Annotated in this window: 21 protein-coding genes and 5 tRNA genes; 9 read left to right on the top strand and 17 right to left on the bottom strand. The window is 56.8% G+C overall.

The genetic code is table 11. From position 1 onward, the window contains the following. Positions 1–6: 6 nt before the first annotated feature. The 14 genes from HV157_RS19890 to mltB form a co-directional block, all read right to left on the bottom strand. A tRNA-Arg gene (locus HV157_RS19890) sits at positions 7–83 on the bottom strand. A gap of 64 nt (positions 84–147) precedes the next feature. Then, positions 148–224, bottom strand: a tRNA-Arg gene (locus tag HV157_RS19885). A gap of 161 nt (positions 225–385) precedes the next feature. Beyond that, a tRNA-Arg gene (locus HV157_RS19880) sits at positions 386–462 on the bottom strand. 64 nt (positions 463–526) lie between these two features. Then, positions 527–603 (bottom strand) — tRNA-Arg (locus HV157_RS19875). A 4-nt stretch (positions 604–607) separates the two neighbouring features. Beyond that, positions 608–700, bottom strand: a tRNA-Ser gene (locus HV157_RS19870). A 343-nt stretch (positions 701–1,043) separates the two neighbouring features. Further along, positions 1,044–1,229, bottom strand: a complete 186-nt coding sequence (csrA, locus tag HV157_RS19865) for a carbon storage regulator CsrA (RefSeq protein WP_000906486.1) — start codon at positions 1,227–1,229, stop codon at positions 1,044–1,046. Between the two features lie 241 nt (positions 1,230–1,470). Next, positions 1,471–4,098, bottom strand: coding sequence for an alanine--tRNA ligase (gene alaS, locus HV157_RS19860; RefSeq protein ID WP_182268859.1), 2,628 nt, complete (start codon positions 4,096–4,098; stop codon positions 1,471–1,473). 131 nt (positions 4,099–4,229) lie between these two features. After that, on the bottom strand, positions 4,230–4,730 hold the full coding sequence (gene recX / locus HV157_RS19855) for a recombination regulator RecX (protein WP_182268858.1): 501 nt from the start codon (positions 4,728–4,730) through the stop codon (positions 4,230–4,232). 68 nt (positions 4,731–4,798) lie between these two features. Further along, on the bottom strand, positions 4,799–5,857 hold the full coding sequence (gene recA, locus HV157_RS19850) for a recombinase RecA (protein ID WP_020883855.1): 1,059 nt from the start codon (positions 5,855–5,857) through the stop codon (positions 4,799–4,801). 89 nt (positions 5,858–5,946) lie between these two features. Further along, entirely contained in the window at positions 5,947–6,444 is a 498-nt protein-coding gene (pncC, locus tag HV157_RS19845) for a nicotinamide-nucleotide amidase (protein ID WP_020883854.1), read from the bottom strand. Positions 6,445–6,574: 130 nt separating this feature from the next. After that, the gene (locus HV157_RS19840) at positions 6,575–7,453 is read right to left on the bottom strand and encodes a metal ABC transporter substrate-binding protein (protein ID WP_182268857.1); all 879 of its coding nucleotides are present in this window, start codon (positions 7,451–7,453) and stop codon (positions 6,575–6,577) included. A 14-nt stretch (positions 7,454–7,467) separates the two neighbouring features. Beyond that, the gene (locus HV157_RS19835; protein ID WP_020883852.1) at positions 7,468–8,328 is read right to left on the bottom strand and encodes a metal ABC transporter permease; all 861 of its coding nucleotides are present in this window, start codon (positions 8,326–8,328) and stop codon (positions 7,468–7,470) included. Beyond that, complete coding sequence (locus HV157_RS19830) at positions 8,325–8,978, bottom strand: ATP-binding cassette domain-containing protein (protein ID WP_151711785.1); 654 nt, start codon at positions 8,976–8,978, stop codon at positions 8,325–8,327. Before HV157_RS19830 ends, HV157_RS19835 begins: the two co-directional genes overlap by 4 nt. A gap of 248 nt (positions 8,979–9,226) precedes the next feature. Continuing rightward, on the bottom strand, positions 9,227–10,327 hold the full coding sequence (gene mltB, locus HV157_RS19825) for a lytic murein transglycosylase B (RefSeq protein ID WP_182268856.1): 1,101 nt from the start codon (positions 10,325–10,327) through the stop codon (positions 9,227–9,229). A 274-nt stretch (positions 10,328–10,601) separates the two neighbouring features. Here mltB and srlA point away from each other — a divergent pair, with 274 nt between their 5' ends. The 7 genes from srlA to gutQ all read left to right on the top strand — a co-directional run bounded on the left by srlA (position 10,602) and on the right by gutQ (position 15,507). Next, complete coding sequence (gene srlA, locus HV157_RS19820; RefSeq protein ID WP_014171343.1) at positions 10,602–11,165, top strand: PTS glucitol/sorbitol transporter subunit IIC; 564 nt, start codon at positions 10,602–10,604, stop codon at positions 11,163–11,165. Then, complete coding sequence (locus HV157_RS19815) at positions 11,162–12,121, top strand: PTS glucitol/sorbitol transporter subunit IIB (RefSeq protein WP_182268855.1); 960 nt, start codon at positions 11,162–11,164, stop codon at positions 12,119–12,121. The genes srlA and HV157_RS19815 overlap by 4 nt, the downstream gene beginning before the upstream one ends. 12 nt (positions 12,122–12,133) lie before the next feature. Then, positions 12,134–12,496, top strand: a complete 363-nt coding sequence (gene srlB / locus HV157_RS19810) for a PTS glucitol/sorbitol transporter subunit IIA (protein WP_182268854.1) — start codon at positions 12,134–12,136, stop codon at positions 12,494–12,496. A 15-nt stretch (positions 12,497–12,511) separates the two neighbouring features. Further along, on the top strand, positions 12,512–13,291 hold the full coding sequence (gene srlD, locus HV157_RS19805) for a sorbitol-6-phosphate dehydrogenase (RefSeq protein ID WP_063925523.1): 780 nt from the start codon (positions 12,512–12,514) through the stop codon (positions 13,289–13,291). A gap of 61 nt (positions 13,292–13,352) precedes the next feature. After that, complete coding sequence (gene gutM / locus HV157_RS19800; protein WP_047366619.1) at positions 13,353–13,712, top strand: transcriptional regulator GutM; 360 nt, start codon at positions 13,353–13,355, stop codon at positions 13,710–13,712. 63 nt (positions 13,713–13,775) lie between these two features. Further along, a complete protein-coding gene (locus HV157_RS19795; protein ID WP_014171348.1) occupies positions 13,776–14,549 on the top strand; it encodes a DNA-binding transcriptional repressor in 774 nt (257 codons plus the stop codon). Continuing rightward, entirely contained in the window at positions 14,542–15,507 is a 966-nt protein-coding gene (gene gutQ, locus HV157_RS19790) for an arabinose-5-phosphate isomerase GutQ (protein WP_014171349.1), read from the top strand. The genes HV157_RS19795 and gutQ overlap by 8 nt, the downstream gene beginning before the upstream one ends. Here gutQ and norR read toward each other — a convergent pair. After that, positions 15,504–17,018: a nitric oxide reductase transcriptional regulator NorR gene (gene norR, locus HV157_RS19785; RefSeq protein WP_025203385.1), complete on the bottom strand. Its 1,515-nt coding sequence runs from the start codon at positions 17,016–17,018 to the stop codon at positions 15,504–15,506. The two genes, gutQ and norR, sit on opposite strands and share 4 nt — an antisense overlap. A 187-nt stretch (positions 17,019–17,205) precedes the next feature. Here norR and norV point away from each other — a divergent pair, with 187 nt between their 5' ends. Together norV and norW are read left to right on the top strand one after the other, a co-directional pair. Further along, positions 17,206–18,645, top strand: a complete 1,440-nt coding sequence (norV, locus tag HV157_RS19780) for an anaerobic nitric oxide reductase flavorubredoxin (RefSeq protein ID WP_182268853.1) — start codon at positions 17,206–17,208, stop codon at positions 18,643–18,645. Further along, a complete protein-coding gene (norW, locus tag HV157_RS19775; protein ID WP_032680414.1) occupies positions 18,642–19,775 on the top strand; it encodes an NADH:flavorubredoxin reductase NorW in 1,134 nt (377 codons plus the stop codon). Before norV ends, norW begins: the two co-directional genes overlap by 4 nt. A gap of 121 nt (positions 19,776–19,896) precedes the next feature. Here norW and HV157_RS19770 read toward each other — a convergent pair whose 3' ends face one another. Continuing rightward, on the bottom strand, positions 19,897–20,919 hold the full coding sequence (locus HV157_RS19770; protein ID WP_059306139.1) for a HoxN/HupN/NixA family nickel/cobalt transporter: 1,023 nt from the start codon (positions 20,917–20,919) through the stop codon (positions 19,897–19,899). A gap of 1 nt (position 20,920) precedes the next feature. Further along, positions 20,921–23,143, bottom strand: a complete 2,223-nt coding sequence (gene hypF, locus HV157_RS19765; RefSeq protein ID WP_182268852.1) for a carbamoyltransferase HypF — start codon at positions 23,141–23,143, stop codon at positions 20,921–20,923. Between the last annotated feature and the right edge of the window lie 2 nt (positions 23,144–23,145).

Genomic DNA, 23,145 nt, shown 5'->3' with positions numbered 1-23,145 from the left:
AGAAGATGGTGCATCCGGGAGGATTCGAACCTCCGACCGCTCGGTTCGTAGCCGAGTACTCTATCCAGCTGAGCTACGGATGCATCGGGATTTACTATTGTACTACTCGATATTCATATCACTTCGAAAGCAATATGAAGTAATAGATGGTGCATCCGGGAGGATTCGAACCTCCGACCGCTCGGTTCGTAGCCGAGTACTCTATCCAGCTGAGCTACGGATGCATCAGGGTACTGCTTTCAGAAATAGTAAATGGTGCATCCGGGAGGATTACTCGGCTGCGCCTCGCCCTTCGAGCCGTTGCTAAAGCAACGTTATCCTCCCTGGTGCTTGCGGCTAACCCGCAGACCTTGAAACAACAGCTTTGCTGTTATCTCGGAGAAGATGGTGCATCCGGGAGGATTCGAACCTCCGACCGCTCGGTTCGTAGCCGAGTACTCTATCCAGCTGAGCTACGGATGCATCGGGATTTACTATTGTACTACTCGATATTCATATCACTTCGAAAGGAATATGAAGTAATAGATGGTGCATCCGGGAGGATTCGAACCTCCGACCGCTCGGTTCGTAGCCGAGTACTCTATCCAGCTGAGCTACGGATGCAAAATGGCGGTGAGGCGGGGATTCGAACCCCGGATGCAGCTTTTGACCGCATACTCCCTTAGCAGGGGAGCGCCTTCAGCCTCTCGGCCACCTCACCACACAACGCCTCTTTCGAGTGCTTCGAGTAACTCGTTAAGAGCTTCTCGTCGCTGCGTGGCGCATATATTACTTTCTGGGACTTATAAGTCAAACAATTTTCCAAAAGCTTTTATCGTTTGCACAAATCACACGCAATTCGCATGCAAAAGCTGCAAAGAGGGTGTTTTATAAGCGGATTTTGCAGGCATCTTCTCAGAAAACTGATGACAGAATAGTGATGTTAAGGCGAGTTAAGGGTAAGAGAGTGGTTAAAAACAGAGCGATTGAAATTAAACGGTAACTTTAAGCAGGAAAAATGGCGGGAGAGGTTGCGTCTCGCCCGACAGCGAGACGCGACAATATCAGTAACTGGACTGCTGGGATTTTTCAGCCTGGATACGCTGGTAGATCTCTTCACGGTGGACAGATACTTCTTTAGGAGCGTTTACACCAATACGTACCTGGTTACCCTTTACCCCTAAAACTGTCACGGTGACCTCATCCCCAATCATGAGGGTCTCACCAACTCGACGAGTCAGAATCAGCATTCTTTGCTCCTTGAAAGATTAAAAGAGTCGGGTCTCTTGTATCCCGGCATTATCCATCATATAACGCCAAAAAGTAAGCGATGACAAACACGTAAAGTGTAAGCAGTCACGGCATCACATTCTGTTAAACGTAAGTTTAGCCGATATACACAAACTCAACCTGACTTTATCGTTATCGATAGCGCAGTGAACAAGACGCCATAACGTTACCGCTATGGCGTCTGCTTGTGCTTTGTAGTTATTACAGTTTCGCGCTCACCCAGCTTTCAACACTGGCCAATGCCGCAGGAAGTGCCGCCGCATCCGTACCACCGGCTTGCGCCATGTCCGGACGACCGCCACCCTTACCGCCCACCTGCTGGGCGACCATACCAATCAGTTCCCCTGCTTTTACGCGGTCGGTCACATCCTTAGAGACGCCCGCAATCAGAGAAACCTTACCTTCTGCCACTGTCGCCAGCACGATAACTGTGGAACCGAGCTGGTTCTTCAGATCGTCGACCATAGTACGCAGCATCTTAGGCTCAACGCCCGCCAGATCGCTGACCAGCAGTTTGACGCCCTTAATGTCTACAGCTTTGCTGGAGAGGTTTGCACTCTCCTGCGCCGCAGCCTGCTCTTTCAGCTGCTGCAGCTCTTTTTCCAGCTGACGCGTGCGATCCAGCGCAACGCGCACTTTCTCGCCCAGGTTCTGGCTATCACCTTTCATCAACTGCGCGATGTCGTGCAGCTGATCGCTCTGCGCATGCAGGCTGGCAATCGCGCCTTCACCGGTTACCGCTTCAATACGACGCACGCCCGCCGCCGTTCCTGATTCGGAAACAATGCGGAACAGACCAATGTCGCCGGTACGGGAGGCATGCGTACCGCCGCAGAGTTCAGTCGAGAAGTCGCCCATGCTCAGCACGCGAACGCGGTCGTCGTATTTCTCGCCGAACAGTGCCATCGCGCCTTTCTTCTTCGCCGCCTCGAGATCCATGATATGGGTTTCGATTGGCAGGTTACGACGGATCTGCGCATTCACCAGATCTTCCACCGCGCGGATTTCTGACGGCTTCATCGCTTCAAAATGAGAGAAGTCGAAGCGCAGCACTTTATCGTTAACCAGAGAACCTTTCTGTGCAACGTGCGTTCCCAGAACTTCACGCAGGGCAGCGTGCATCAGGTGCGTAGCTGAGTGGTTCAGACGAATGCGCGCACGACGAGCTTCATCAACGTTCGCCTGGACACCCTCGCCCACTTTCAGAGAACCGGCAGTCAGTTTGCCCTGATGGCCAATCGCCTGACCGTATTTCTGCGTGTCGCTTACGCTGAAGCTGAAACCGTTGCCTTTCAGTTCGCCTTTATCGCCAACCTGGCCGCCGGATTCTGCGTAGAACGGCGTTTTGTCCAGAATGACAACCGCATCCTGACCCGCGTTGATGCTGTCTACGGCTTTACCGTCAACAAACAGGGCGGTCACTTTGCCAGTCAGTTCCAGATTTTCGTAGCCTTTGAATTCTGATGCGCCATCAACGCGGATCATCGCGTTGTAGTCAGCACCAAAACCGCTGGACTCGCGCGCACGGCGGCGCTGCTCTTCCATTGCGGCTTCAAAGCCTGCTTCGTCCACTTTAATGTTGCGCTCACGGCAAACGTCCGCCGTCAGGTCAACCGGGAAACCGTAGGTATCGTACAGGCGGAAAGCGGTTTCGCCGTCCAGCGTATCGCCCTTAAGTTTCGCCAGCTCTTCATCCAGCAACGCCAGTCCGCGCTCCAGAGTACGAGCAAACTGCTCTTCTTCCGTTTTCAGAACCTGCTCAACCTGCGCCTGCTGACGTTTCAGCTCATCACCGGCTGCGCCCATCACGCCAATCAGTGGCCCAACGAGTTTATAGAAGAAGGTGTCCTTCGCGCCCAGCATGTTGCCGTGACGGATAGCACGACGAATGATACGACGCAGCACATAGCCACGGTTTTCATTCGACGGGATCACGCCGTCGGCAATCAGGAACGCACAGGAACGGATGTGGTCTGCAATAACGCGCAGCGATTTGTTGTTCAGATCGGTTGCACCCGTCACTTGCGCAACGGCTTTAATCAGGGTGCTGAACAGGTCAATTTCGTAGTTGGAGTTAACGTGCTGCAGAACAGCCGCGATACGCTCCAGACCCATACCGGTATCAACGGACGGTTTCGGCAGCGGCTCCATCGTACCGTCAGCCTGACGGTTGAACTGCATGAAGACGATGTTCCAGATCTCAATGTAGCGATCGCCGTCTTCTTCCGGGCTGCCTGGAGGACCACCCCAGATATGGTCGCCGTGATCGTAGAAGATCTCGGTGCACGGACCGCAAGGACCGGTATCGCCCATCTGCCAGAAGTTGTCAGACGCATAAGGTGCGCCTTTGTTATCACCGATGCGAATAATACGCTCGCGCGGGATACCAACCTCTTTTTCCCAGATTTCGTAGGCTTCGTCATCGGTTTCATAGACGGTAACCCACAGACGATCTTTCGGCAGGTTGAACCAGTTTTCACCGGTCAGCAGTTCCCACGCATATTGAATGGCATCGTGTTTGAAATAGTCGCCGAAGCTGAAGTTACCCAGCATTTCGAAGAACGTGTGGTGACGCGCGGTGTAACCGACGTTTTCCAGGTCGTTGTGTTTACCGCCCGCACGCACGCAACGCTGTGAGGTTGTGGCGCGGGAATAATTACGTTTGTCGAGACCAAGGAACACATCCTTGAACTGGTTCATCCCGGCGTTGGTAAACAGCAGAGTCGGATCGTTGTTCGGTACCAGGGAGCTGCTGGCAACTACCTGATGTCCCTTACTATGGAAAAAATCGAGAAACGCCTGACGGATCTCAGCGGTGCTCTTGCTCATAATTATCCTGAAATCAAGCTAACGAAATGTCGTAGCAAGCCTGTATCGGTAAAACGTTGGACAGACCAGCTACTGGAAAAAGTGGGAATAAGATAAGTTTTCTTTAGTGGGAAGTAAAATCCCGCATGCATTCAATCCGCAAAATTACGCCAGATATCCTGAATATCTTCCATCAGAAAGCCGCGGTAGAGCAAAAAGCGCTGGATTTTAACTTTTTCTGAAAATTCACGTGGCAAGGGTTCGCCGTACTTGCGAATGGCCTGTTCTTTTGCCAGCGCGCACCAGTCTGTGTCGCATTCGCGCATGGCCTTTTCAATGGTTTCACGGGCGACCCCTTTCTGGTTCAGCTCCTGGCGGATACGCGCGGGGCCATATCCTTTGCGGCCACGGCTGGCAAGAAACCGGGAAGCGAAACGCTCGTCATCCAGATAGAGGTGCTCATAGCACCAGGCAATGACGCGGTCGTAATCTTCCGCAGTCGCATCAATCTCTTCCGGCCCGTTTTTACTCATTACGGGGGCCGACAGTTTTCGCCGCAACTCCTGTTCGCTGTGGTCACGGACGGCAAGAATGCGCACCGCACGGTCCAGTAAGCGTGCATAGGCAGGGCGGCGTGAAGTCGATTCACTCATAAAAAACCTGCTGATTCAGAAATGCAAAAAGGGCCGCATTAGCAGCCCTTCATCTTTAAACGAGAGAATTAGAAATCTTCGTTGGTTTCTTCAGCACCCGCGTTATCCACCACGAAATCAGGCGTACCGTCCTGGTTGTTCAGCAGAAGCTCACGCACTTTCTTCTCAATTTCTTTCGCCGCAGCCGGGTTCTCTTTCAGCCAGGAGATTGCATTTGCTTTACCCTGACCAATCTTGTCGCCGTTGTAGCTGTACCATGCGCCCGCTTTTTCAATCAGCTTCTCTTTCACGCCCAGGTCAACCAGTTCGCCGTAGAAGTTGATACCTTCACCGTAGAGGATCTGGAATTCAGCCTGTTTGAACGGCGCTGCGATTTTGTTCTTCACAACCTTCACGCGGGTTTCGCTACCCACTACGTTTTCACCCTCTTTCACCGCGCCGATACGGCGGATATCCAGACGGACAGACGCGTAGAATTTCAGCGCGTTACCACCGGTAGTGGTTTCCGGGTTACCAAACATCACACCAATTTTCATACGGATCTGGTTGATGAAGATCAGCAGCGTGTTGGACTGCTTCAGGTTACCGGCCAGCTTACGCATTGCCTGGCTCATCATACGTGCCGCGAGGCCCATGTGAGAGTCACCAATTTCGCCTTCGATTTCAGCTTTTGGCGTCAGAGCAGCAACGGAGTCGACCACGATAACGTCAACCGCACCGGAACGGGCCAGCGCGTCACAAATTTCCAGCGCCTGCTCACCGGTGTCCGGCTGAGAACACAGCAGGTTGTCGATATCAACGCCCAGCTTACGAGCATAAACAGGGTCCAGCGCGTGCTCGGCATCGATAAACGCACAGGTTTTACCTTCACGCTGTGCCGCAGCGATAACCTGCAGCGTCAGGGTTGTTTTACCTGAGGACTCGGGCCCGTAGATTTCTACGATACGGCCCATTGGCAGGCCGCCAGCGCCCAGCGCGATATCCAGAGAAAGCGAACCGGTGGAGATAGTTTCCACATCCATGGAACGGTCTTCACCCAGGCGCATGATGGAGCCTTTACCGAATTGCTTTTCGATCTGGCCCAGTGCTGCCGCCAACGCTTTCTGTTTGTTTTCGTCGATAGCCATTATTACTCCTGTCATGCCGGGAGAAGCGACTGTGCTTCACCGTGGATTTCTGTTCTGTTGGTGCAATTATACTGTATGGTCATACAGTATCAAGTATTTTGTAGAAATTGTTGCCAGAGCGTTTTTAATGCATAAACGGTTGCCTGACGACGCACGCTTTCGCGATCGCCGCTAAAGCACTCCCGGCGGGTGATCCCTTCACCTCTGGCGGTAGCAAAACCAAACCAGACGGTGCCGACAGGCTTCACGTCACTGCCCCCGTCCGGGCCCGCAATGCCGCTAATCGATATTGCATAATCCGCGCGCGCCTCTTTGAGCGCACCAATAGCCATCTCAATCACCACCGGCTCGCTGACCGCGCCATGCTGTTCGAGCGTAGATTCCCGCACGCCGATCATTTGCGCTTTAGCTTCATTACTGTAGGTCACAAAACCACGTTCAAACCAGGCGGAACTGCCGGCAATATCGGTAATCGCTTTCGCCACCCAGCCGCCGGTGCAGGACTCCGCGGTGGTGAGGGTCGCCCCGCGTTGCTTAAGCGCCAGCCCTACCACTTCGCTAAGCTGCATCAATTCATGGTCAGTCATTCTCGCTCCAGGCCTTAGAAAAACATGCAGCACAAGATAGCACTTTCTCGTCAGATATGGGGATGCGCTGCAGGATTTACGAGGGGGCTTCAGAAAAAAGCCGATGCGAGCGCACCGGCGGTGGCGAGGATTATTTCATGCTGTCAGCGAGGGTATCCACATTGTGGCGGAACGCCATAACGTAGGTCTCTGCCACGCCCCCTTTTGCCGAGAGCGCTTCAGGGTAAAGCTCGCCTCCCGGCTGCGCGCCGGTGGCTGTAGCAATCTGTTTAACCAGCCGCGGGTCGAGCTGGTTTTCCATAAACCAGGTTTTCACGCCGTCCGCTTTAATCTGATTAATGATCTCAGCGACCTGTGCCGCGCTGGCCTCGCTCTCTGACGACAACCCCTGGGGTGCCATAAACGTCACCCCGTAGGCGCGGCTGAAATAGCCGAACGCGTCATGACTGGTCAGCACTTTACGTTTCACCAGCGGGATCTGGCTAAAACGCGTTTTGGCCCAGCTATCCAGCTGCTTAAGCTGCGCGATGTACGGTTCTCCGGTCGCTTCCAGCGCGGTTTTATCTTCTGGGTCGGCTTTCACCAGCCCGTTGAGAATATTTTGCGCGTACAGCGCCCCGTTCGCCGCGCTGTTCCAGGCGTGCGGGTCAGTGACGGTTTTGCCCTCTTCTTCGAGGGTATGCGTCTGCACACCACGCGACGCCACCACCAGCTGGCCTTTGAACCCGGAGGCTTTCACCAGGCGATCCAGCCACCCTTCCAGCCCCAGACCATTGACCACCACAACATCTGCCTTGCTTAGCGCCGCGCTATCTTTTGGCGAGGGCTCGAAGGTATGCGGATCGCCGTCCGGCCCCACCAGCGTCGTGACGTTCACATGGTCACCGCCCACCTCCCGGGTCATATCCCCCAGTATGGAAAAGCTGGTCACCACATTGAGCGTTTTCGCCATCACCGTTTGCGACATCATCCCCAGCGCGAGCGCCACTACGAATCCCGTACGTTTCATCGTTTCCCCTTGCGTTAAAAAAGCGCACGCAGGCTGCCAGCCAGCCTGCTGCGCGTGCCAAATAAAATGGAAATAAAGAACAGCGCGCTGGCGGTAAGCACGATGGACGGCCCCGCGGGCAGGCTGGCGGCCCAGGAGAGACTGAGTCCGAGCCACGCGCAGAAAATACCGCTGATACCCGCCATCAATAGCAGTCCGGGTAAGGTGCGTGCCCAGCAGCGTGCCGCTACCGCAGGGAGCATCATCAGCCCGACCGCCATCAACGTGCCAAGCACCTGAAAACCGGCAACGAGATTAAGCACCAGCAGCGCCAGAAACAGGCCGTGTAATAAGCCGGGAACATGGCGGGCGTTTACCTGCAGCCAGGCGGTGTCAAAGGCCTCGGTCACCAGCCCACGGTAGAAAATCGCCAGCGTGATAAGGGTGAACATGCAAACGCCTGCCACAAAAAGCGCGGCATCGTTATCCACCGCCAGGATGGAGCCAAACAGCAGGTGCAGAAGATCGACGCTCGAACCGCGCAGTGATACCAGCGTGACGCCCAGCGCCAGCGAGCCAAGATAGAACCCGGCAAAACTGGCGTCCTCTTTAAGCGGCGTTCGACGGCTGACCAGCCCGGCCACCAGCGCCACGGTAATACCGGCAATAAAGCCTCCCACACTCATGGCCAGCAGCGACATACCGCTGAGCAAATACCCCACCGCGACACCGGGCAAAATGGCGTGAGAGAGGGCATCGCCCATCAGACTCATCCGGCGCAGCTGAAGGAAAACGCCCAGAGCAGTGGTACTGACGGACAACGCCAGGCAAACCACCAGCGCGCGGCGCATAAAGCCATACTCAATAAAAGGCTGAAAAAAGATATGCCAGATCATGCCACCCTCACCCGCTCGGTTTTCCACTGGGGCATGTCAGCGTCCAGCCGTAACGTCTGCGGGAAGTGGCGCGATACACGCTCGCTGTCGTGCAACACCGCAAGCACCGTTTGCCCCTGCATATACATTTCCAGCATCAGGTCCATCAGCACATTACAGGTAGCTTCATCAACGCCGGTAAAGGGCTCATCGAGCATGACCAGCGGCGCCTGCTGCACTAATACCCGCGCGAACAGCATGCGCTGAAACTGACCGCCTGAGAGCTCATCAATGGTCGTTAGCGCCATCGTTCCAAGCCCCACCCGCTCAAGCGCACCGGCAATGCGCAGCCGCATTTCACGGCGAAGGCCAGAAAAAAGCGACGCTTCAGGCCAGCAGCCCATGCTGACCACATCCTGCACGGTTAGCGGAAATTGCGCCTCTAGGGCATGACGCTGTGCCAGCCAGCCCATTACCGGGCGTTTTTTCTGCCAGTGAAAACGGCCGCTTACCGGCGGGATAAACCCGGCGAGGGTTTTCAGAAGCGTTGATTTACCGCAGCCGTTGGCCCCGAGGATGGCGGTCATGCTCCCGCATTCAATCACCCCGGAAAGAGGACGCGTGACCGGCTCGCGGTCGTAACCCGCCGTGAGTTGACTCATCACAATCATGGCAATGCCACCGCCCAGCACACGGCCAGCCCGATAAAGACAATCAGCGCCAGCGCCATCAGAAGCCGGACCGGCGCAGACAGAGAAAAAAAGGAAGTAGACATCTCATCACCACATCAAATGTTATAACATAACAATAATGAAAGATAATGCGGATGTAAATGAGCGGAGATTAACGGGAGTGTGGCGAAATGTTTCTGGATATCAGCCCGACCCTCTCCCGGCGGAAGAGGGTCGAGCATCAAGCGTTACTGACTGAACGGCGACGCGGCAGGCACGCGCGCCTGTGACACCGCCAGCCCCAGCTGCCATACGGCCATCGCATAGTGAGTGCTGTGGTTATAGCGGGTGATGGTGTAGAAGTTAGGCAGCCCGTACCAGTACTGATAACCCGTACCGACATCCAGACGCAGCAGGCTCGCCTGTTGCGTATTTCCCAGCGGCTGCGTTGGCGTTAAGCCTGCAGCGGCCAGCTGCGAAACGCTGTAGTTGGTTTTAAAGCCGTTCTCAAGCCCTGGTGCCTGGCCGTTAGCCTGCACCGCCACCTGACCGCCCGGCACCCAGCCGTGCGCTTTAAAGTAGTTCGCCACGCTGCCGATGGCATCCACCGGATCCCACAGGTTAATGTGGCCATCTCCGTTAAAGTCGACGGCATATTGCTTATAAGAGGACGGCATAAACTGGCCGTAGCCCATCGCACCGGCAAACGAGCCTTTGAGATCTAACGGGTCATCTTGTTCATTGCGCGCCATCAGCAGGAAGGTTTCCAGCTCAGACGAGAAATATTCAGCGCGACGCGGGTAGTTAAAGGAGAGCGTCGCCAGCGCATCGAGGATACGGGTTTTGCCCATCACGCGGCCCCAGCGGGTTTCCACGCCGATAATCCCGACGATGATTTCAGGCGGTACGCCATACACCTGCCACGCACGGTTCAGCGCATCTTCATATTGGTTCCAGAAGACCACGCCATTTTGCACGTTATCCGGCGTAATGAACTGTTTGCGATAACGCAGCCATGCGCCATTTGGCCCGGTCGGTACCTGAGCCGTCGGTGCCTGGCGATCCATCAAACGCAGAACATAATCCAGTCGCTTCGCCTGCGACAAAATTTCATGCAGTTGCTGGCGGTCAAAACCGTGTTTGCTCACCATTTTATCGATGAACTGCTTGGCCGCCGGGTTATTCGCAAAGTCGCCTCCCATTTGCATCATATTATGCTGCGGCTCCAGCAGGAATCCTCCGGAAGGCGCGCCAGCCGTTTGCTGCACGGCTTCGGTCTTGGGTTTGCTACTACAGGCAGACAGCAGAATAAGCGCAGGTAACAACGCTGCATAACGACGCTTGAACATGTGACATCCATTTAACGGGTTCGATAAGAACCCAGTATGGTAAAGCATCCGCAACACCTCAAGGAAGTGGTACGCACCTCCCCCACCAAATCTTTACGCTCCCCATCGCAAATCTGTGCAATTTTCATCCACACAAGACTCTCATTGGCAATTAACTTTCAAAATAATCCATTTTTCTTTCATTGTGAGATCTAATTAACACTTTAAAACCTTTCAAAGTGATTATTATTAGCCTCGGTTATACAAAAACAAAAAAGCCCCACAGGAGAGAAGAATGATAGAAACCATCACCCACGGCGCCGAGTGGTTCATCGGGCTGTTTCAGAAAGGCGGAGAAGTGTTCACCGGCATGGTGACCGGGATCCTGCCCCTGCTGATTAGCCTGCTGGTCATCATGAACGCGCTGATTAACTTTATCGGCCAGCAACGCATTGAACGTTTTGCCCAGCGCTGCGCCGGCAATCCGCTGTCCCGTTACCTGGTTCTGCCCTTCATCGGTACGTTTGTTTTTTGCAACCCGATGACGCTGAGCCTCGGCCGCTTTATGCCTGAAAAGTACAAACCCAGCTATTACGCCGCAGCCTCCTACAGCTGCCACTCCATGAATGGCCTGTTCCCGCATATCAACCCCGGCGAGCTGTTTGTCTATCTGGGCATTGCCAGCGGCCTGACCACGCTTGGCCTGCCGCTCGGTCCGCTGGCGGTGAGTTATCTGCTGGTCGGTCTGGTCACCAACTTTTTCCGCGGCTGGGTCACGGACCTCACCACCGCCATTTTCGAGAAGAAAATGGGTATCCAGCTTGAACAGAAAGTCCATCTTTCAGGAGCCGCAGCATGAGCCGTATTCGCATTGAAAAAGGAACGGGCGGCTGGGGCGGCCCGCTGGAATTCGACGCCACTGAAGGCAAAAAAATCGTCTATATCACCGCAGGTACACGTCCGGCCATTGTCGACAAACTGCGTGAGCTGACCGGCTGGGAAGCGGTCGACGGCTTCAAAGAGGGCGAACCGCCTGAACCGGAAATTGGTGTGGCGGTGATCGACTGCGGCGGCACGCTGCGCTGCGGCATCTACCCCAAGCGGCGTATTCCTACCGTGAATATCCATTCCACCGGTAAATCAGGTCCGCTGGCGCAGTACATCCTGGAGGACATTTATGTCTCCGGCGTGAAGGAGGAAAACATTCACCTGGCACAAGGGTCTGTTGCCCCTCAGAAAGCGGCCCCGCGCGATTACGACACGAGTAAAAAAATCACCGAACAGAGTGACGGCCTGCTGGCAAAAGTCGGAATGGGGATGGGCTCTGCCGTGGCCGTGCTGTTCCAGTCCGGGCGCGACACCATCGACACGGTGCTGAAAACCATTCTGCCGTTTATGGCATTCGTTTCGGCGCTGATCGGCATCATCATGGCCTCGGGTCTGGGCGACTGGATTGCCCACGGCCTCGCCCCGCTGGCGAGCCACCCGCTCGGGCTGGTGACGCTGGCGCTGATCTGCTCCTTCCCGCTGCTGTCGCCGTTTCTCGGCCCGGGCGCGGTCATTGCGCAGGTTATCGGCGTGCTGATTGGCGTGCAGATTGGCCTTGGCAACATTCCCCCGCATCTGGCTCTGCCCGCCCTGTTTGCCATTAACGCCCAGGCGGCGTGTGATTTCATTCCTGTCGGGCTGTCGCTGGCAGAAGCGCGCCAGGACACCGTGCGCGTTGGCGTGCCGTCTGTACTGGTCAGCCGTTTCCTGACCGGCGCACCGACGGTGCTGATTGCCTGGTTTGTCTCCGGCTTTATTTACCAATAAGAGGTTCCTGTGATGACCGTAATTTACCAGACCACCATCACCCGCATTGGCCAGAGCGCGGCCGATGCGCTCAGCGACAAGATGCTGATTACCTTCCGCGAAGGTGCGCCCGCGGATATCGAAGAGTTTTGCTTTATCCACTGTCACGGCAAGATGAACGGCGAGCTGAAGGCCGGGAGCCAGCTGGAGTTGGGCGACGCGCGCTACGCCGTGACCGCCGTCGGCGACGTGGCCGGACAAAACCTGCGGGAGCTCGGCCATATCACTTTGCGTTTTGATGGCCAGCCGCAGGCGGAATATCCCGGTACGGTTCATGTGGATGGCCCGGTTCCGCAGGCTGTCACCCCAGGCTGCACGTTGAAGTTTGTTGCGTAATTTAAGGAGAAAGATATGAGTCAGGTTGCCGTTGTCATTGGTGGGGGACAAACCTTAGGCGAGTTCCTCTGCCGTGGGCTTGCTGCAGAGGGTTACCGCGTGGCGGTAGTGGATATTCAGAGTGAAAAAGCCGCACGCGTGGCGGACACCATCAACACCGAATTGGGTGAAGGAATGGCCTACGGATTTGGTGCTGATGCCACCAGCGAGCAGAGCGTGATGGCGCTGGCCCGCGGCGTGGACGAGATTTTTGGCCGTACCGACCTGCTGGTATACAGCGCAGGGATAGCCAAAGCGGCCTTTATCAGCGATTTCGAACTGGGGGACTTCGACCGCTCCCTGCAGGTTAACCTGGTGGGCTATTTCCTCTGCGCACGCGAGTTTTCCCGTCTGATGATCCGCGATGGCATTCAGGGGCGCATCATCCAGATCAACTCGAAATCGGGCAAAGTGGGCAGCAAACACAACTCCGGTTACAGCGCGGCGAAATTTGGCGGCGTAGGGCTGACGCAATCTCTGGCCCTCGATCTGGCCGAATATGGCATTACCGTTCACTCGCTGATGCTGGGCAACCTGCTGAAATCGCCGATGTTCCAGTCCCTGCTGCCGCAATATGCCACCAAGCTCGGGCTGAAAGAGGAGGAAGTGGAGCAGTATTACATCGACAAAGTGCCGCTGAAGCGCGGCTGCGATTATCAGGACGTGCTGAACATGCTGCTGTTTTATGCCAGCCCCCAAGCCTCTTACTGCACCGGGCAGTCCATTAATGTCACCGGCGGGCAGGTGATGTTCTGATCGAACACGCTGATGCCCGTATCCCCCTCTCCTTCGGGAGAGGGAACAACAAGGAGCTCGTATGGTTACCGCACTCATTACCGTTGCCGCCATCGCCTGGATGTGCCAGCTGATCTTTGGCGGCTGGCAAATCCGCCAGTTTAACCGCGCGTTTGATGCCCTGTGTCAGAAAGGGCGCGTGGGCGTCGGGCGTTCCGGCGGGCGTTTCAAACCGCGCGTGGTGGTTGCCATTGCGCTGGACGAACACAATACGGTCTGCGATTCCCTCATCATGCGCGGGATGACCGTTTTTGCCCGCCCGGCGAAAATCCAGGCGATTAACGGGATATCGCTGCAGGAATTACAACCCGATGTGATCTTTCCCCATGATTCGCTCTGTCAGAATGCTCTATCATTAGCGCTTAATCTGAAACATGGATAATTTCGTTGTGAACGCGATAAGCTTGCGAAATTATCATTTCGCAACCTAAGGAATTGAGCGCCTATGAAACCACGTCAGCGTCAGGCGGCCATTCTGGAGCATCTGCAAAAGCAGGGAAAATGCTCGGTAGAAGAACTGGCCCACTACTTTGACACCACCGGCACGACAATACGAAAGGATCTGGTATTGCTCGAAAACTCTGGTGCAGTCATCCGAACCTACGGCGGCGTGATGCTCAACAAAGATGAAGCCGACCCGCCTATCGATCACAAAACGCTGATCAATACTCACCAGAAAGCGCTGATTGCCGAGGCCGCCGTAAAATTTATCCATGATGGCGACTCCATTATCCTTGATGCAGGCAGCACCGTGCTGCAGATGATCCCGATGCTCAGCCGCTTTAACAACATCACGGTGATGACCAACAGTCTGCACATCGTCAACGCCCTGTCGGAGTTCGACAGCGAGCAAACCATTCTGATGCCCGGCGGGACGTTCCGTAAAAAATCTGCGTCGTTTCACGGTCAACTGGCGGAAAACGCCTTTGAACACTTCAGCTTTGATAAACTCTTTATGGGCACGGACGGTATCGATTTGAACGCCGGCGTGACGACCTTTAACGAGGTGTTCAGCGTCAGCAAAGCGATGTGCAACGCCGCGCGCGAAGTGATTTTGATGGCAGACTCGTCGAAGTTTGGCCGTAAAAGTCCCAACATAGTCTGCAGCCTTGAAAGCGTCGATAAGCTCATTACCGACGCAGGTATCGACCCGGCGTTCAAAAAAGCGCTGGAAGAGAAAGGGATCGACGTGATTGTAACCGGAGAGAGAGATGAGTGATTTTCTGTTAAACGCAGGCCGCCAGACCCTGATGCTGGAGCTGCAGGAAGCCAGCCGCCTGCCGGAACGTCTGGGCGAGGATTTTGTGCGCGCGGCAAACACCATTATCCAGTGCGAAGGTAAAGTGGTGGTCTCCGGGATCGGCAAGTCCGGTCATATCGGCAAAAAGATTGCCGCTACGCTTGCCAGCACCGGCACACCGGCGTTCTTCGTGCATCCGGCTGAAGCGCTGCACGGCGATCTGGGGATGATTGAAAGCCGCGACGTGATGCTGTTTATCTCCTACTCCGGTTCGGCCAAAGAGCTGGATCTCATCATCCCGCGTCTGCAGGAAAAATCGGTCGCGCTGCTGGCGATGACCGGTAAATCCCGCTCACCGCTGGCACTGGCGGCCAAAGCTACGCTTGATATCTCCGTTGAGCGCGAAGCCTGCCCGATGCACCTCGCTCCCACCTCCAGCACCGTAAATACGCTGATGATGGGCGACGCGCTGGCAATGGCGGTAATGCAGGCACGCGGCTTTAACGAAGAAGATTTTGCCCGCTCGCACCCGGCGGGCGCGCTCGGTGCGCGACTGCTCAATAAAGTTCATCATCTGATGCGGACCGACGAGGCCATTCCGCAGGTCAAACTCAACACCAGCGTAATGGATGCGATGCTGGAACTGAGCCGCACCGGGCTGGGTCTGGTAGCGGTGTGCGATGAAACCGGTAGCGTTAAAGGCGTGTTTACCGACGGCGACCTGCGCCGCTGGCTGGTGGGCGGCGGCAAGCTGGAATCCCAGGTTTCGGAAGCGATGACCCGGGGCGGGTTGACCCTGAACGCCGAGAGCCGCGCCATCGAAGCCAAAGAGGTGCTGATGAAACGCAAAATCACCGCCGCGCCGGTGGTGGATGAGCACGGCACGCTGTGCGGCGCCATCAACCTGCAGGATTTCTACCAGGCCGGGATTATTTAACCTTTGAGTCCCAGACGTTTCGCCAGCCGGTGCAGGTTGGCGACGTCCATTTCCAGCGCTCGCGCGCACGCCGCCCAGCTGCGGTTATTCTGCTCCAGCGCGCGGGCGATCGTCTGACGCTGAAACGCTTCTGTTGCTTCCCGCAGGTTCTCATGGGCCATTTCCGGCGCGGCAGGCGTAACGAACGAAGCGGTGTCATCGTGCAATGCGAAATGCCGCGCGTGGATCACCACCTCATCTCCCGAACGTGTCGCCCGCGCCAGCACCACGGCGCGGTGAATCGCATGTTCCAGTTCGCGTACGTTACCCGGCCAGCCGTAGCGCATCAGATGGGCTCGCGCGCCGGGGCTTAATACCACGCGGGAAAGGCCCATTCGTAACCGACATTGCTCGCAGAAAAAACCCGCCAGCAGCACCACATCGTCACCGCGCTCGCGTAGCGGCGGCACGGTAAGCGGAAACACGCTCAGACGATGGTACAGGTCAGCGCGAAAATTCCCGGCCAACACCTCTTCGCGCAGGTCACGGTTGGTTGCCGCCAGCACACGCACGTTGACTCTCAGGCTGCGATCGTCGCCGACGCGCTGAATATCGCCGTACTGCAGGACGCGCAGCAGTTTGGCCTGAAGCGACAGCGACAGTTCGCCAATTTCATCGAGGAACAACGTGCCGTTATCCGCCATTTCGAATTTGCCGCTGCGGTTGCTGATCGCCCCGGTAAACGCCCCTTTGACGTGACCAAACAGCTCACTTTCCGCCACGCTTTCCGGCAGCGCGGCGCAGTTGAGGTACACCAGCGGGTTGACCGCGCGCGGCGAGGCTTCGTGGATGCCCTTCGCCACCAGCTCTTTACCGGTGCCGGTTTCCCCGAAAATCAGCACGTTTAAATCCGAGGCCGCCACGATATCGATCTCTTTTTTTAGCTGCACCATCCCCGGTGACAGCCCAATCATCTCCGTGTGTGCCACCGGTTCAAACGCCGACGGGCTGCCGGGAAGGATGTTCTGGCTCTCCAGCTGTTCGATCAGCAGCGCGTTATTCAGCGCACCGGCGGCCAGCGCGGCAATCAGCCGCAGCTCTTCATCGCTAAAGGTGTCGAACTGATCCGGCGACAGGCCGTCGAGGGTTAATGCCCCAATCAGGTTTTGTCCGGCAAACAGCGGCAGGCCGATACAGGCATGAACTTTCAGGCTCTCCTGCCCCGGGATCAGCCCGTCGTAAGGGTCGGGCAAATCACTGTCCGCCGGAAAGCGCACCACGTCACCGGCCCGCGCGATGGTTTCCAGACGCGGATGGCCTTCCAGGGAGAAGCGTCGCCCAAGAACGTCCTGCGCCAGCCCGTCGATAGCCAGCGGAATAAACTGCCGGGCGTCGTAGCGCAGCAGTGCCGACGCATCGCACGCCAGCACGTGGCGCAGCGTCGAAATCAGCCGCTGAAAACGGTCCTGATGACCGATACCGGTTTGCAGTTCAATGGCAATTTTTGCCAGTACGTCCACGGAAAAGCTCATCTGCGCCTCACTGTCATTTTGACCATTCATATTGTCACAATGACCATAAATCAGATAGTCATATTGACTACCCATTACGAGTAATAAAATTTAAAAACCTTAAAAAACAGCAACATGAAAAACTGGCACGCAACTTGATAAAGGCTAGTCATCTTATTTGAAAAACGCCGTATTAATTGAGGTTGCTATGTCTATTCTGGTTAAAAATAACATTCATTGGGTTGGCCAACGTGACTGGGAAGTGCGTGACTTCCACGGAACGGAGTACAAAACGCTGCGCGGCAGCAGCTACAACAGCTATCTCATCCGTGAAGGCAAAAACGTGCTCATCGATACCGTCGATCACAAATTCAGCCGGGAGTTCGTGCAAAATCTGCGCAGTGAAATCGATCTTGCGGATATCGACTACATCATCATTAACCATGCGGAAGAGGATCATGCCGGGGCGCTGACCGAGTTAATGTCCTGCATTCCCGACACCCCGATTTACTGCACCACCAACGCCATCGACTCGATTAACGGCCATCACCACCACCCGGAGTGGAATTTCCACACCGTCAAAACCGGCGACACGCTGGATATCGGCAACGGCAAACAGCTGATCTTCGTTGAAACCCCGATGCTGCACTGGCCCGACAGTATGATGACCTACATGACCGGCGATGCGGTGCTGTTCAGCAACGATGCCTTCGGCCAGCACTATTGTGACGAGCGCCTATTTAACGACGAAGTGGATCAAACTGAGCTATTCGAACAGTGTCAGCGCTACTACGCCAATATCCTGACGCCGTTCAGCCGTCTGGTGACGCCAAAAATCACCGAAATCCTCGGCTTTAACCTGCCCGTGGATATGATAGCCACCTCTCACGGCGTGGTGTGGCGCGAAAACCCCACCCAGATCGTGGAGCTGTACCTCAAATGGGCCGCGGATTATCAGGAAGACCGTATCACGCTTTTCTACGACACCATGTCTAATAACACCCGCATGATGGCGGACGCCATTGCGCAGGGTATTAACGAAGTCGACCCGAACGTGGCGGTGAAAATCTTCAACGTGGCGCGTAGCGATAAAAACGAGATCCTGACCAACGTCTTCCGCTCCAAGGGCGTGCTGGTGGGCACCTCCACGATGAACAACGTGATGATGCCGAAAATTGCAGGCCTTGTGGAAGAGATGACCGGCCTGCGCTTTCGTAATAAACGGGCCAGCGCATTTGGCTCCCACGGCTGGAGCGGCGGCGCAGTAGACCGGCTCTCCACGCGTTTGCAGGATGCCGGTTTTGAGATGTCCATGAGCCTGAAGGCGAAATGGCGTCCGGACATCGACGCGCTTGAATTGTGCCGCCAGCATGGCCGTGACATTGCGCGTCAGTGGGCGCTCGCGCCGCTCCCCGACATGAACGCCAAAAACCCCGCGCCGCAACAAGCCTGCGCCGCAGCGGTCGCTGACTTTGGCCCTCGCATGCAGTGCAGCGTCTGCCAGTGGATTTACGACCCGGCACAGGGCGAGCCGCTGCAGGATGTTGCCCCCGGTACCCCCTGGTGCGACGTGCCGGACAATTTCCTCTGCCCGGAATGTTCCCTGGGAAAAGAGGTCTTTGACGAACTGGCGACGGAGGCACAATGAACCACGGTATCGTTATCATCGGCTCGGGCTTTGCCGCCCGCCAGCTGGTGAAAAACATTCGCAAACAAGACGCCAGCGTGCCGTTGACGCTCATTGCCGCCGACAGCATGGACGAGTACAACAAGCCTGATTTAAGCCACGTTATCAGCCAGAATCAGCGAGCCGAAGACCTCACCCGCCAGACCGCAGGGGCGTTCGCGGAACAGTTTAGTCTGCGGTTATTTCCGCACACCTGGATAACCGATATCGACGCCGCCGCCCATGTGGTAAAAGCAAAAGACAAAACCTGGCAGTACGACAAACTGGTGCTGGCGACAGGGGCGTCTGCTTTTGTGCCGCCGGTGGAAGGCCGGGAACTGATGATCACCCTCAACAGCCAGCAGGCGTATCAGGCCAGTGAAACCCTGCTGCGTGACGCGAAGCGGGTGATGATTGTCGGCGCAGGGTTGATTGGCACAGAGCTGGCGATGGATTTTAGCCGGGCGGGTAAATCCGTCACCCTGGTCGACCATGCGGCAAGCATTTTGTCGGCGCTGATGCCCGCAGAAGTAAGTAGTCGCTTACAGCATCGTCTGACCGATATGGGCGTACATCTGCTGCTGAAATCCCAGCTGCAAAGCCTGAAGAAAACCGGGAGTGGGATTCATGCAACGCTCGACCGCAGCCGCAGCGTTGAGGTGGATGTGGTGGTTGCCGCCACGGGCCTGCGTCCGGAAACGGCGCTGGCGCATCGCGCCGGCGCGGAAACAGGCCGTGGCGTGAAGGTAGACAGCTACCTGCAAACCACGCAGCCCGATATTTACGCCCTGGGTGACTGCGCTGAAATTAACGGACAGGTCCTGCCCTTCCTGCAGCCCATTCAACTGAGCGCGATGTACCTGGCGAAAAACCTGTCTGGCGGCAGTGCGCCACTGAAATTACCCGCCATGCTGGTAAAAGTAAAAACGCCGGCACTCCCGCTACACCTGGCAGGCGAAACCGAGCGTCCGGATCTGCACTGGCAACTCACCATTGAACCTCAGGGAATGGTGGCTCGTGGGTGCGACAGCGAAGGACAAATGCGCGCCTTTGTGGTGAGCGAAGACCGGATGAAGGAGGCTTTCGCTCTGCTGAAATCATTACCCGCTTAACGCTGATTCGCCTGCCACGCTAACGTAACCTTTGGATTTTATGGTCCACAGCCCCGATGTCCCGGGGCTTTTTTTTCAACGTCGTTTAGCCAGATAACGACAATGATGTTCAGACGCCGCGTCAGGAACGTACGACAAGTGCATCGTAGCCGCGCCAGCGATAGTTGATCATGGAAATCAGCCAGCAGGCAACGAACAGCCCGACCACCACGAACCCGGCGTTACCGAGGTTGTCATTAACTGCGCCAATGCGATCCCAGAGGCCTCCGCTGAGGGCAAACTTATCCATCAACAGACCCAGAGCTTCCAGCCCGCCGATAAACAGCGCCACCACCACAGAGGTACCGGTGATGGTCATGTTGTAGTAAAGCTTGCGCTGCGGCTTGTTAAACGCCCAGCCGTAAGCGCCGACCATCAGCAGATTGTCGAGGGTATCGACCAGCGCCATACCGCTGGCAAACAGCGCCGGGAAGATCATGATGGACCAGACTGACATCCCGTTTGACGCGCTGGCGGCTGAAATCCCAAGCACACCGATTTCCGTCGCGGTATCAAACCCCAGACCAAACAGGAAACCGACCAGGTACATCTGCCAGCTCTTGTTCACCAGGCGGAACGTTGCGCCAAATAGCCAGTTCATGACTCCGCCTGATGCCGGAAGCGGGATGTCGTCACGCGTGACCTGACCGTTCTTCAGCGCCTGAAAATTACGCCACACGCCGCGCAAAATCACCAGATTGACCAGCGCCATCGCCAGCAGAAACGTTGCAGAAACGGCGGTGCCAATCAGGCTGCCGGTTTCATGAAACCATGCCATATTCTTCTGAAACGCCGTGGCGGTGGCCGCAATGGCAATGGAGGCCAGCACCACAATGGTGGAGTGTCCCAGAGAGAACCATGCCCCCACGCCGGAAGGGCGTTTACCCTGCTGCATCATCTTACGCGTGACGGTATCAATGGCCGCGATGTGGTCGGCATCCACCGCATGACGGAGTCCATAACACCAGGCCAGCAGGCTGGCGGCCATCAGCGCCGTACTGCCGCTGAAGGTTTGCCATGCCCAGCCCCATGCCAGAAGATTAGCCATTACCAGAGCCAGCAGCAGAAACGCCGCGCGGGGTTCATTGCGTAAGAGTCGTAACATTTTACATCCTTTGTGAACATGACCGGGCGGCAGCAACCACCGCCTGCCCGAAGGAGATAGCGCCGTCACCTGACGGCAGATGATGAGGAAAAAGCAGCGTGAAGTCTGAGAGGTAATGGCGCAGTCGCGCGCGCAGCAGACGGTTATGTAACACGCCGCCGCTGAAGCATACGGTGGAAAGCCCCAGTCGCCGGGTATGGGAGGTGACAAGCTCCGCCAGCCCTTTCGCCAGCGCATCGTGAAACGCCCATGCCCGCTCGCAGGGTTCCGCCTGCCAGTTCAGCCACTGTTGCCAGAAGCGCGTAAGGTTATCAGCCTGAAGCGTAACCGGATGTTGAACGTCGTGGCACTGCGCGGCCAGCGCTTCAAGCCGGCAGGCGGCCTCACCTTCATAGCTCTGGGTTTCTGACGTGATGCCGAGCGCGCAGGCCACCGCGTCGAACAGACGGCCGCAGGATGAGGCCAGCGGCGCGTTTAAACCGCGCTGAATGGCCGTAGCCAGCAGCGGCCAGTTTTGCCGCTGAACGTCACGCGTTTCCGGGTACTGCTGCCAGTCCGGCACAAACGCCAGGCAGTGGGCGAGTAAATTGCGCCACGGCTGCATGGCCGCCCTGTCCCCGCCCGGCAGCGCAACCGCAGGCAGACCGCCCAGACGTTCGCAGTCGAGATAGCTTACCCGCAGGCACTCCCCGCCCCACAGCGCGCCGTTTTCGCCCATGCCGATCCCATCCAGCGTCAGGGCAATGACATCTCCGCCCTCAAGCGGCCAGCCGTTTTCTGCCATGCATGCCGCCGCGTGAGCGTGGTGGTGAAGCACGGTGTCGATCGGCAAAGCCTGGGCTTGCGCCCACTGTCGGGCGTGATAGCCCGGATGGGCATCGCATACCACGCGCTGCGGCTGAAACGCATAGATCTGCTGCATCATCGACAGCGCAGAACGCCACTGGGCCTCGACACCGTCGTCACTCAGATCGCCAAAGTGCTGACTCAGTACCGCCTGGTTACCGCGCACCAGACAGAAGGTATTTTTCATATCAGCACCGGTGCACACCATCGCCGGGACAGCGCTGAAACCGGCGGGCAGCGTGATGGCATCCGGCACAAAACCGCGCGCGCGGCGCAGCATCATACCGTCCTGATCCATCACGGAATCATCCATACGCTGCAGGATGTCGCGGTTGTGCAGCAGGAATCCGTCAGCGATGTCGCCCAGTTCATCCAGTGCCTGCTGGCAGGTGATGGCCGGCGGACGCCCGCTGAGGTTGCCGGAGGTCATCACCAGCGCGCGCTGACAGTCCATCATCAGCACATGCTGTAGCGGGTTAGCGGGCAGCATCAGGCCAACGGTGTCCAGCCCTGGCGCGATCGCGTCAGGAAGCGGAGGACACCATGCTTTTGGCGTGAGCACGATGGGCGCTGCAGGCGAGCGCAGCAGCGTTTGCACTGATTCCGGCACTCCCTCCGCCTGCGGGATCATGACCGCCAGTGGCTTCATCGGGCGCTGTTTGCGCGCCCGCAGGGTTGCCACCGCCTGCGCGTTGGATGCGTCACAGGCAAGGTGAAAACCGCCCAGCCCTTTGATGGCGACAATCCCGCCATTTTTGAGCATGTGGACCGCCGCACTCAGCGCAGACTCGCGGGTGGCAACAGCCTCGCCCGCGCGCCATTCCAGCTCGGGTCCACAATCCGGACAGGCTACCGGCTGCGCGTGAAAACGGCGGTCAGCGGGATTGCGGTACTCGGTTTCACACGGCTCACAGAGGGGAAATGCCGCCATTGACGTGGCCGGGCGGTCATAGGGCATGGCGCGAATGATGGTAAAACGTGGACCGCAATGGGTACAGTTGATAAACGGATAGCGATAACGCCGCGCTCGGGGATCGCGCATTTCAGCCAGGCACGCCGGGCAGGTAGCGGCATCCGGCACAATCTGGGTGTCCATCGCTCCGCCCGCGCTATGGCGAATGGTGAACGCCTGCGGCACCGTTGCCCAGGTAAACGGCTGGCTGTCGACAGCATCGATACGTGCCAGCGGTGGGCAGTCCTGATGCAGCCTCGCGGTAAAGGCCCCCCCATTACCCGCGAGACGCACCAGCACGCCCTCTCCGTCATTACAAACGTCACCCGTCAGCTGTAGCTGATGCGCCAGCTGCCAGACGAAGGGACGAAACCCTACCCCCTGCACCTTGCCGCGCACCCGCAACAGTACGCCGTTATCGCCCATCG

It is taken from the genome of Enterobacter sp. RHBSTW-00318 (assembly GCF_014101375.1).
Classification (GTDB): Bacteria; Pseudomonadota; Gammaproteobacteria; order Enterobacterales; family Enterobacteriaceae; genus Enterobacter; species Enterobacter ludwigii.
Note: the sequence above shows the minus strand (reverse complement) of the source record. Positions and strands in the feature narration are given on the sequence as shown.

Bases quoted from the DNA above. Each gene is read 5' to 3' on its own strand.
- csrA (WP_000906486.1), bottom strand. From the start codon at position 1,229: ATGCTGATTCTGACTCGTCGAGTTGGTGAGACCCTCATGATTGGGGAT.
- alaS (WP_182268859.1), bottom strand. From the start codon at position 4,098: ATGAGCAAGAGCACCGCTGAGATCCGTCAGGCGTTTCTCGATTTTTTC.
- recX (WP_182268858.1), bottom strand. From the start codon at position 4,730: ATGAGTGAATCGACTTCACGCCGCCCTGCCTATGCACGCTTACTGGAC.
- recA (WP_020883855.1), bottom strand. From the start codon at position 5,857: ATGGCTATCGACGAAAACAAACAGAAAGCGTTGGCGGCAGCACTGGGC.
- pncC (WP_020883854.1), bottom strand. From the start codon at position 6,444: ATGACTGACCATGAATTGATGCAGCTTAGCGAAGTGGTAGGGCTGGCG.
- HV157_RS19840 (WP_182268857.1), bottom strand. From the start codon at position 7,453: ATGAAACGTACGGGATTCGTAGTGGCGCTCGCGCTGGGGATGATGTCG.
- HV157_RS19835 (WP_020883852.1), bottom strand. From the start codon at position 8,328: ATGATCTGGCATATCTTTTTTCAGCCTTTTATTGAGTATGGCTTTATG.
- HV157_RS19830 (WP_151711785.1), bottom strand. From the start codon at position 8,978: ATGATTGTGATGAGTCAACTCACGGCGGGTTACGACCGCGAGCCGGTC.
- mltB (WP_182268856.1), bottom strand. From the start codon at position 10,327: ATGTTCAAGCGTCGTTATGCAGCGTTGTTACCTGCGCTTATTCTGCTG.
- srlA (WP_014171343.1), top strand. From the start codon at position 10,602: ATGATAGAAACCATCACCCACGGCGCCGAGTGGTTCATCGGGCTGTTT.
- HV157_RS19815 (WP_182268855.1), top strand. From the start codon at position 11,162: ATGAGCCGTATTCGCATTGAAAAAGGAACGGGCGGCTGGGGCGGCCCG.
- srlB (WP_182268854.1), top strand. From the start codon at position 12,134: ATGACCGTAATTTACCAGACCACCATCACCCGCATTGGCCAGAGCGCG.
- srlD (WP_063925523.1), top strand. From the start codon at position 12,512: ATGAGTCAGGTTGCCGTTGTCATTGGTGGGGGACAAACCTTAGGCGAG.
- gutM (WP_047366619.1), top strand. From the start codon at position 13,353: ATGGTTACCGCACTCATTACCGTTGCCGCCATCGCCTGGATGTGCCAG.
- HV157_RS19795 (WP_014171348.1), top strand. From the start codon at position 13,776: ATGAAACCACGTCAGCGTCAGGCGGCCATTCTGGAGCATCTGCAAAAG.
- gutQ (WP_014171349.1), top strand. From the start codon at position 14,542: ATGAGTGATTTTCTGTTAAACGCAGGCCGCCAGACCCTGATGCTGGAG.
- norR (WP_025203385.1), bottom strand. From the start codon at position 17,018: ATGAGCTTTTCCGTGGACGTACTGGCAAAAATTGCCATTGAACTGCAA.
- norV (WP_182268853.1), top strand. From the start codon at position 17,206: ATGTCTATTCTGGTTAAAAATAACATTCATTGGGTTGGCCAACGTGAC.
- norW (WP_032680414.1), top strand. From the start codon at position 18,642: ATGAACCACGGTATCGTTATCATCGGCTCGGGCTTTGCCGCCCGCCAG.
- HV157_RS19770 (WP_059306139.1), bottom strand. From the start codon at position 20,919: ATGTTACGACTCTTACGCAATGAACCCCGCGCGGCGTTTCTGCTGCTG.
- hypF (WP_182268852.1), bottom strand. From the start codon at position 23,143: ATGGGCGATAACGGCGTACTGTTGCGGGTGCGCGGCAAGGTGCAGGGG.